Source organism: Ignavibacteria bacterium, assembly GCA_025612375.1.
In the GTDB taxonomy this organism is placed as follows: Bacteria; Bacteroidota; Ignavibacteria; order Ignavibacteriales; family SURF-24; genus JAAXKN01.
In genome coordinates this window covers 42,628-52,257 of record JAAXKN010000032.1, presented here as the reverse complement: position 1 = coordinate 52,257, position 9,630 = coordinate 42,628, and the positions used below count along the sequence as shown (strand labels likewise).

Here is a 9,630-nt window from a genome sequence, read left to right as displayed (position 1 = left end):
AATTTACGATTACACTTGATTTTTAACATAACAGCCACGAGCTTTAGCTCGTGGAAGCGAGATCCCCCAAGATCGGGGCTTTAGCCCCAGATTCCCGGAGGAAGGATCGTGGCTATTCAATGGGAGTAAGTATCTTTATGAAACGGCCAAAATATACAGAAACATTTTAATATTAATTGCGGAGAAAAAATGTTAAGAAGATCACTATTAACTACATTCCTCGTTTTAGTTTTTACCTTTACCGGATTTTCTCAGGGTAAAAAGACCATATACGACCAGCTCATAAAGCAGCAGGACGGATCGGCATACTACCACGTTCCCATCGGACTCTGCGAGGACTACCCCGAAGAAACTACAACCCTTAAGCTTATACGCGACGATATGGAATTCTTAAAACATGCAGGCGTCAACCTCCTTAGAATTTCATTCGGCTGGGACGCAATAGAAGAACAGAAGGGAAAATTTAACTGGCTTTTCTGGGATGACTTCGTGAAAATGGCCGTCGATGAATACGGCATTACACTCGTCCCTTACGTCTGCTATATGCCGAAGTGGAATTCAACAGGAGAAAAGGATACAATGTTCTTCTGGAACTACCCGCCTAAAGATTATGACGAGTTCGGAGTCTTTATGACACAGCTTGTTACAAGATACAAGCCGTGGATTAAAACCTGGGAGCTCTGGAATGAACCTGACATTTCAATTTACTGGCAGGGTACACCGGAACAGTTCGCAAAAATGATTAAGATAGGCTCCAAAGCCGTGCGCGAAGCGGACCCCTCGGCTAAAGTTGTCCTTGGAGGCCTCGCAATCAGACCCGACTTCTTCCGCCAGCTCTTCCGCGACTACGGCATAAGCCCCTACGTCGATATCGTAAACATGCATAACTACTACGAAACCTGGAGCAATAACCCGATCGAACGTCTTCCGGACTATGTAAATGAACTCTCTGAGATCGTTATGCGCTACGGTAACCATCAGTCACTCTGGATGGCTGAGGTGGGTTACAGCACCTGGAGAATGAAACCAAATAAAGTCTCCAGCGACTATAACCCTTATTACGACTACGAGCACACGCTGCGCTATCAGGCGGTGGAACTCTTTAAGACTCTGTCGCTTGCAGTAAATACAGATAAGCTTGCAGCCATCTGCTGGTATGAAGTAAAAGACCTCCCGCCGGCAGAAAACGTCATTGGCGACAACAATAACAGGAACCTTGGCGTGGCCTTTGCAGACCACAGCCCCAAGCCCGCCCTTAAGGCGCTCTCGTTTTTTAATACCCTGTTTTCTCATAAAAGCAAAAGCCTCGATAAATCCGTGGAAATCGTAAAAAATGTCGGATCCCAAAGCTGCACAACAACATTCCAGGATGAAAACGGGGATGTTACTGTTGTGGCGTGGCTTAAGACCAACCTGCCCGGTGAACGCCACGATACAACAGGAATGGTAAAGGATACCAGGGTTGAACATATAGGCCTTACCATACCCGCAGCCCTTAAAGGCGATGCCACACAGTATACAGAGCTGGGAGAAGCACAGAAGTATACGAATGTAACAAGAAAAAATGGTGCAACCATTCTTAACGGCATAACGCTTAAAGGCGGCGAAATATTCATTCTGAAAATTAAAAAGTAAAATTAATTCATAATTCAAAATTCAAAATTCATAATTCTATGAAACTAAGTCCCGAACATATTACAAAAGAAAATTTCCAGAAGTTTGGAAAAGTGGTCACTTTCCCCTCGGGAGAGCCCACCTCCCAGGCTCAGGATTATAAATTCTGGTCCGATATTGCCAGCTACCAGATTGACGGCGATACTGAAATCGGCATTTGCACGGTCTATAAACAGCCCCAAAGTGAAATCAGCGGAATGGAACGCCACCTTGATACCCCTGAGGTACTGATCCCTATTGACGCTCCTTTTACTCTTCCCCTCCTTTTGGAAGGAGACAAAGAGGAAAATGCACAAGCATTCCAGGTAAACGTGGGTGAGGCCGTGGTAATAAATAAAGGGGTCTGGCACGGGGCCTGCCTGCCGGTTAAAGTTGAGCAGTCCTCATACTTTGTCATCTTCCGCAGAAGAACCCCGTATGAGGACGTAGAGAAAAAGGACGTCGCAACCCTTGAAATAACTGATTAATCACAAAAGAAAGCAGAAGAACTTGTTTACAGTATCAAATAAAAGATTACAGATCACATTAGAAGATAAACCTTTTAGAGTTCACGAAATATTAAACCTGGAAACAGGACAGAGATTCTCCACGGGCGGAAAACAGTCGGTCATAATGCGCGTCCCGAGCCACGTGTCCGAGCCTGCAATACTCGACAGCCTGGAGGAAATTGAGCCTTCCACATCAGGCGTCAGCTTCACGCTTTCGGATGAAACAGGAGGCTATAAAGCCCATATAATGATCTCGGAGTCGGATGAGGGAGTTAAGTTCCACATGAAGGCCGCGGGCCCTGAACCCATATGGATGGCCGAGTGGAGGATCTCAGGGCTGGAACTTGATAACGTTATTGTCCCGGCTCTCGGCGGACAGATGCTTACAAAAGATATGATGCCTGACACTACTCTCAGCTACAAGTACCCTTTCTGGTGGAACGCGCAGTTTGTAATTGGCGAAGGTAAAGGAGGTGGCCTCTGGCTGCATACAAAGGAAAGCGCTCCAAAGTTCAGGCTACTTAGAGTAAGCCGTGCTGAGAAGTCCTTCGGTTTTACGCTGGGCTTTGAAGCCGAAGCCCCCTTAAAGAGCAGCACTCTTGAGGCCGTGTGGTTCATGGAAGGCTACAAGGGAAGCTGGAAACGCCCCGTTGACCGTCACCGCAAGTGGCTTGAAAAAGAATTTAGTCTCACAAAAATTAAAGACAACCCCCACTTCCCAAAATGGGCGCGAGACATTAACTTTATCCTGGAAGTCTGGGGAATGCGCAAGGACACGAGTGAACCCCACCATACATTTGACGAGATGAAAGAGCGCCTCAAGGACTTCAGCCGCCTTCACCCTCCTTCGGAGACACTGTTCTATGTTCCGGGCTACGCCGAACATGGAATTGACTCCCATGCGCCCGACTATAACCCGGGCAGGCACTTAGGAGGAGAGGAGAAGTTTAAGGAACTCGTGGACTTTGCACACCAGATGGGCTACCATGTAATGATCCATACCAACGTCCTTGCTATGACCTTCACCCACCCCCTCTACGCTCGGTTTAAGAAATACCAGGTTGTAGACGTCTTCAACCGTCCTCAGGGCTGGGCTATGGATATTGACGGCGACTGGCTTAGCGAGGAATACTTCGCCTATATGAATCCAGGCTACAAGGGATGGGGGGATCTGATGGTTAAAGTACTCGGTGAGCTCATTAGTAAATATCATCTCGACTCTGTTTTCCTGGATCAGACACTGCTTGCGTTTAATGAAAGCAAGGGCCCAAATTTCCTTGCCGGCATGAGGAGCCACATAGAGCGCCTTAAGAGCGCATTCCCGGATGTACTGTTTTCAGGCGAAGGGATCCACGAGCAGGTCATGGAAGCCCTCCCTATGGCGCAGATCCACGGAATTGACAGCCTGGCCGACGTGCACGGAATGGAAGGGCGCAAACGCTGGAAGAAGGTGCACCCCGTTTCATCTTACCTTTTCAGTAAATATACAAGGCTTACTGCACACTTACTTACAAAGTATCCCAATCACCCGGTCTTTAAGCTGCAGGAGGCTTCGTATAAAAAACTGGACGTTATTCCGGCGCTCTGCCTCTACAACAAGTCGCAGAAAATTGATACCCCCGAGGTAAGACAGATGATAAGACGTGCTGAGGAGCTGAAGCAGAAGCTTAACGATGGCAATAAACTGGAAGCTAATAAGCTGGAAGCTGAAAAAATATAAGCCGAAAAAAGGAAAAATTTATGAAACCACTTAAAGCAGCAGTAATCGGAACCGGTTTTATAGGGCCGGCACACATTGAAGCACTCAGAAGAATTGGCAACGTGGAAGTCCGCGGCATCTCATCTCTCGACACCAAAAGCGCAATGGAGCTTGCAGAAAAGTACTCAGTCCCAAGTGTTTATGACAAGTGGCAGAGCGCAGTCTGCGACAAGGAGATCGACATTATCCATAACTGCACGCCGAACAACCTGCACTTTGAGATCAATAAGGCTGCCCTTATGGAAGGCAAACACGTTATATCTGAAAAGCCGCTGACCATGACGTCAAAAGAGTCCGCGGAACTGGTAAGGCTTGCACGTGAAAAAGGCGTCGTAAACGCCGTGAACTTTAATTACCGGTTCTACCCTCTTACACAGCACGCAAAAAGCATGGTTGAAAAAGGGGATCTGGGGCAGATATACCTCGTGCACGGGCATTACCTTCAGGACTGGCTTTATTACAACACGGACTATAACTGGCGCCTTGAGACTGAGATATCGGGAAAGTCGCGTGCCGTAGCCGACATAGGCTCCCACTGGTGCGACCTCGTGCAGTTTATTACAGGAAGCAGAATTACAAGGGTCATGGCAGACCTTCTTACAGTGCATAAGACAAGGAAAAAGCCCCTCCGGGAAGTTGCAACCTTTAAGGGGAAAGAAAAAAAGATGAACGGGAAGTTTGAAGACGTTGAAATTAAAACCGAGGACGCGGCTTCAGTCCTCATCCGGTTTGAAAACGGCGCTCACGGCGTCTTTACAGTCTCGCAGATAAGCGCCGGAAGAAAAAATAATTTTTCCTTCGAAATTGACGGCAGTAAGAAAGCCGTCTCCTGGGACCAGGAAGAGCCCAACAGCCTCTGGATAGGCTACAGGGAAAAGGCAAATGAAGTCCTTATAAAAGATCCCTCGCTGCTGGACAAAAATGCAAGGCGCTACGCCCATTACCCCGGCGGCCACCCGGAAGGATACCCCGACGCGCCAAAGAACCTCTTCATGAATGTCTATAATTTCATATTAAAGGGAAAGGACCCTCTTAAGGATAAGTGCGACTTCCCCACCTTTGAAGACGGCCACCAGGAGATAAAAATTGTTGAGGCAATCCTCAAAAGCAATAAAGAAGAAAAGTGGATTGAAGTCTAATTCATAATTCAAAATTCATAATTCATAATTCAAAACTTATCACATGGGGAAATAAATGAAACTTGGATTTTTAACTGCCTGCCTGCCAAAATTAAAGCTGGAAGACCTCGTAAAATGGGCTTCTCAGGAGGGCTTTCAGAGCCTTGAACTGGCCTCTTGGCCTGTTAAATCAAAACGCGACTACCAGGCGCGCCAGATTGATGCGGCTAATTTTAAGCCTGCGGATGCCGAAAGAATAAACGCGCTTTTTAATGAGCATAACCTTACCATATCTTCCCTTGCCTATTACGATAATAACCTTCACCCCAATCTTAAGAAAAGAAAAGAATATCACGACCACCTGAAAAAAGTGATCAATACGGCCTCCATGCTTGGAGTAAACCTTGTGGGCACTTTTGTGGGGGGACGCCCCGATAAGTCCCCAACGGATAACATGAAGGAAATCGGCAAGGTCTTCCGCACTCTCGTAAAATATGCAGAGGACAAAGGTGTGCGCCTTATGATTGAAAACTGCCCTATGGAAGGGTGGCTTAAGTTTGCAACGCCCGGCAACTACGCATATTCACCTGAACTCTGGACGGCTCTGTTTAATGAGGTCCCGAGCGACAGTTTCGGCCTTAACCTAGACCCCTCGCACCTCTACTGGCTCGGCATAGACTACCTCGAGGTAATTAAGGATTTTAAGGACAAAATATTCCACGCGCATGCAAAGGATACTGAGATATTAACTGAGGGGCAGTATGAATACGGATTTTTCGGCCGCCAGATAGATCCCATACCATGGAAGTCGGGCTGGTGGCGCTACCGCATACCGGGCCTGGGCGAAATTGACTGGAACAGGTTTATTTCCACGCTGCAGGATAACGGCTACAACTATGTTATTTCAATTGAGCACGAGGACCCCGTCTGGGAAGGCTCGGAAGAAAAAGTTAAAAACGGCCTTAAGCTTGGCCAAAGGCACCTTTCACCATTTGTCATTTAATAATTAAAGGAAACGGGATTAGTAATATGAGGCATCTTATAAAAGACACGTATTTCCCATTTGGCTCACAGTATTACCGCGCACCCTCACCCCTGGAGGAGGACTGGGAAGAGGACCTTAAAAATATGGCCGCACTCGGCTTTAATACGGTTAAGTTCTGGGTCCAGTGGAGATGGAATAACCCTTCCGAGGGTGAATATTATTTCGACGACATAGACCGCCTGATGGACCTGGCCTCTAAATATAATCTCAGGGTAATGCTGAATACGATATTCGATGTGGCCCCGGCATGGATCTATGCTAAATACCCGGATGCCTCAATGATTACTCTTGACGGACGGAAGACCGGTCCCCAGACACAGCCCCACCGCCAGATAGGAGGCCTGGGATACTGCTTTAATCACGACGAGGTCGTTGAGCATATGATCAGTTTCCTCAAGGAAACCGTAAACCATTTCAAGAATCACCCTGCCCTTGAAATCTGGAACGTTGCAAGCGAACCCGAACTTACAAGCAGCATGGCTGAGATGAGGCTCTATGCCGATAACGCCGAAAAGATGGGCGATATGCTCTGCTACTGCGAACACTGCAGGACTAAATTCAAAATATGGCTTCATGAAAAGTATGGCGGCATAAAAAGTCTTAACGATGCGTGGAACCGCAACTACCGCTCTTTTGAAGAAGTTGAAATCCCAAAAACACGCAACACATTTAATGACGTTGTGGACTGGAGAATGTTTTTCGTTGGTACAATAGGCGAAAACGTCAAAAGGCGCTTCCTTGCTGCTCATGAAGTGGATAATGGGGCTCACCCCCTTATGTGCCACCACGTCTTCATACAGGGCTTCCCCGTTACTTCAACTGCAAGCGACCCGTGGAACGTTGGAAAGTACGGCGACCTGCACGGCTTTACCCAGATGGATGACGCAATGATGATTGACGTCCTGCGCTCATGCGCCAAGGGTAAACCCGTCATCTCAGCCGAAATGCTCATGCTCCCGGGCTACACACTCGATATGCCCAGGTTTATTGACGCTAACGACGTAAAAAGACTCATCTTCCGCGGCGTTGCAGGTAACTTAAAAGGCTTCATCTTCTGGCAGTACCGCCCGGAAATCCTTGGGCGCGAGGCCCCGACGTGGGGGCTTACAACTCTTGACGGAAAGCCGACCTCCTGGCTTAAAGCGTTTTCAGAGGTGGGGCACGTTCTGCAGAATAACGCGGACTTCCTCCTGGATGCCAAACCTCTTAAGGCCGAAGTAGCCATTCTGTATAATCCTGAAAACCAGGTGTTTGCCTGGGCCTCAACGGGTAACGAGAAAACAGCTACCAATTCACTCTTAGGAGTCCACCGCGCTTTGTATGAGCATAACTACGTTGTAGACTTTATCCACCCCATGGAGTTTGAATGGGACGTGCTTCAAAACTACAAGGTTCTTTATATACCTTTCCCCTACTGCTTAAGCGAAAAGATTTGCAAAGCCCTCGATAAATGGGTAAGTGAAGGCGGTGTGCTTATTGGTGAGGCCTACTTTGCCGGATGGAACGTTGAACATGGTCACCACGAAAGGGTGATCCCGGGCTACGGATTAGACAAGGTCTTTCAGGCGCGCCAGGGCGTGGTTGAACCGGCATCCCTGAATTCAGTTGCGGAAATAGACATTATTAAGGACTTGTCCTACGTAAGAAAAGGAGAAAAGATAAAAGAAAATATTTCCAAAGAGGTCTTAAGATTCCAGCCGGGCGTTGCCAATCCCTTAAGCAGCAGCAATTCAGTTGAAATGGAAATAGTTAAAGACCTCCCGTACATAAATGAAGGCGACAAGGTTAGAGGCACAATAATAAAAGAAACACTTATTTCAGAAGGCGCCGAAGTAATTGCTCGCTTTTCAACGGGTGAGGCTGCAATAACTTTGTCTCAGTATGGAAAAGGAAAAGCCATACTTATAGGCTCTTACCTTGGCCTTTCTTTCTTCCGCAATGAAAATCTCTTAAACGGGGAACTCATTGCAAGCCTGGTTGAAATGAATGCCCGGATTGAAAAGCCTTATGTTTTTGGAAACCAGAAGGTAAGAGCCGACCTGCTTAAAGGTAAAGATGATAAGATTATGCTTATTGTGCAGAACCTTAAGCACCAGGCCTCTGAAGTGATGCTGAGGCTCCCGCTTAAAGACGTAAAGTGCATGAAAGAGCAGTTTACGGGTGAAGACATAAAGCTCATTCAGGATGGTGATGGCTCAGTTGTATCCGTTAAAGTCGAAGGAAAGGAAGTCAGGGTTTATTGTGCTTAACTGGTTCAGTGAATATAGTTCAGATACTTCGGTAAAAAGAAATTTCCTGATCAATGTGGCCGACGGCTCACTGTATGCTTTTGCAATGAGCTTTATTTCTCTTACCGTGGTAATGCCGGTTTTTGTAAGAGCCATCGGCGGCAGCAACGTGGCTGTCGGGCTTATCCCGATCTTCTGGACCGTGGGCTTTAATTTTCCGCAGATACTTGTTGCTAATTATTCCAGCCGGTTCCCCTTAAAGAAAGTGCTCCTTCTTAAGACTGCACTGGGGCAGAGGCTCCCCTGGCTTCTTCTTGCGGCACTGAGCTACTTTGTTCTGGAAAGTGCCAATAGCAGCACGGGGCTCATAATTTTCTTCTTCTGTTTTCTGCTCGCAGCGGTTGCAGGAAGCATTAACCTCCCGGGCTGGTTCGACCTTGTTGCAAAGCTTACTCCTGTAAAGCTGCGCGGAAGGCTCTTTGCAAGCCGCGTTATTTTTGGCGCCGTACTTGGAATCGTGGGGGGATGGTACGTAAAAGTGGTGCTCGGCCACTGGCAGTACCCCCACAGCTTTTCCCTGCTTTTTTTGAGCGCTTTTCTGGTCATGATGGTTTCATACGTCTTTCTTACTTTAATCAAAGAAGACAAGCCTGACATGCAGGAAAAGCACATGAGCTATGGCGAATTTTTCAGAATGCTTCCCGGCATACTGAAAAAAGAGAAGAACTTCAGGAATTTCCTCATCGCGGATTCTCTTCTCATCATAGCACTCATGGGGGAAGTGTTCTACAGCCTGAACGCCCTTAAAAAGTTCTCCCTGCCGGACAGCTATGTGGGCAACTTTACAATTATTATAATGACCTTTTCAATCGTTGGAAATATATTCTTCGGGTATTTAGGCGACCATTTCGGCCACAAGCTTAATATGCTTCTTGGTGCCTGCTTTACCACAATGGCATGCCTTGCTGCTTTAATGGCGCCTGACGCTGCAAGCTATTCCCTGGTCTTTATAGGCTCCGCCTTTACCGCCGGCGTCTATCAGCTCTCAAAGCTTCCAATAATAGCTGAACTCTGCGCCGAGGAAAACCGCCCCACATACGTGGCGCTTTCAAACATGATATCATCTCCTTTCAGCTTGGCAGGGCTCTTTGGAGGCTACATTGCAAACCGCTACGGCTACAATATGGTTTTCACACTGGCTGCAATCTTTGCCGGAAGCTCTGCCTTGTGGCTTTTCTTTGCCGTCAAAGAACCGAGGAAAAATGCTGTTCAGGAAATAACTGAAGAGGCATAAATAAATTTAATTTTAAGACAATGG

The 9,630-nt window shown here is 47.2% G+C and carries 7 protein-coding genes; all 7 read left to right on the top strand.

The features are described 5' to 3' along the window. Positions 1 to 189 precede the first annotated feature (189 nt). From HF312_16425 to HF312_16395, 7 genes are read left to right on the top strand one after another with little or no spacing between them, the layout of a single operon-like run. Positions 190 to 1,635, top strand: coding sequence for a cellulase family glycosylhydrolase (locus tag HF312_16425; protein ID MCU7521802.1), 1,446 nt, complete (start codon positions 190 to 192; stop codon positions 1,633 to 1,635). A gap of 38 nt (positions 1,636 to 1,673) precedes the next feature. Then, a complete protein-coding gene (locus tag HF312_16420) occupies positions 1,674 to 2,141 on the top strand; it encodes a hypothetical protein (protein ID MCU7521801.1) in 468 nt (155 codons plus the stop codon). 22 nt (positions 2,142 to 2,163) lie between these two features. After that, the gene (locus tag HF312_16415) at positions 2,164 to 3,882 is read left to right on the top strand and encodes a hypothetical protein (protein MCU7521800.1); all 1,719 of its coding nucleotides are present in this window, start codon (positions 2,164 to 2,166) and stop codon (positions 3,880 to 3,882) included. Between the two features lie 20 nt (positions 3,883 to 3,902). Then, positions 3,903 to 5,060, top strand: a complete 1,158-nt coding sequence (locus HF312_16410) for a Gfo/Idh/MocA family oxidoreductase (GenBank protein ID MCU7521799.1) — start codon at positions 3,903 to 3,905, stop codon at positions 5,058 to 5,060. Positions 5,061 to 5,115: 55 nt separating this feature from the next. Then, on the top strand, positions 5,116 to 6,042 hold the full coding sequence (locus HF312_16405) for a sugar phosphate isomerase/epimerase (protein ID MCU7521798.1): 927 nt from the start codon (positions 5,116 to 5,118) through the stop codon (positions 6,040 to 6,042). Positions 6,043 to 6,068: 26 nt separating this feature from the next. Then, complete coding sequence (locus HF312_16400) at positions 6,069 to 8,333, top strand: hypothetical protein (protein ID MCU7521797.1); 2,265 nt, start codon at positions 6,069 to 6,071, stop codon at positions 8,331 to 8,333. Continuing rightward, the gene (locus HF312_16395; protein MCU7521796.1) at positions 8,275 to 9,606 is read left to right on the top strand and encodes an MFS transporter; all 1,332 of its coding nucleotides are present in this window, start codon (positions 8,275 to 8,277) and stop codon (positions 9,604 to 9,606) included. The genes HF312_16400 and HF312_16395 overlap by 59 nt, the downstream gene beginning before the upstream one ends. Positions 9,607 to 9,630 lie beyond the last annotated feature (24 nt).

Coding starts and splice junctions, on each gene's coding strand:
- HF312_16425 (MCU7521802.1), top strand. CDS start 190: ATGTTAAGAAGATCACTATTAACTACATTCCTCGTTTTAGTTTTTACC.
- HF312_16420 (MCU7521801.1), top strand. CDS start 1,674: ATGAAACTAAGTCCCGAACATATTACAAAAGAAAATTTCCAGAAGTTT.
- HF312_16410 (MCU7521799.1), top strand. CDS start 3,903: ATGAAACCACTTAAAGCAGCAGTAATCGGAACCGGTTTTATAGGGCCG.
- HF312_16405 (MCU7521798.1), top strand. CDS start 5,116: ATGAAACTTGGATTTTTAACTGCCTGCCTGCCAAAATTAAAGCTGGAA.
- HF312_16400 (MCU7521797.1), top strand. CDS start 6,069: ATGAGGCATCTTATAAAAGACACGTATTTCCCATTTGGCTCACAGTAT.
- HF312_16395 (MCU7521796.1), top strand. CDS start 8,275: ATGGCTCAGTTGTATCCGTTAAAGTCGAAGGAAAGGAAGTCAGGGTTT.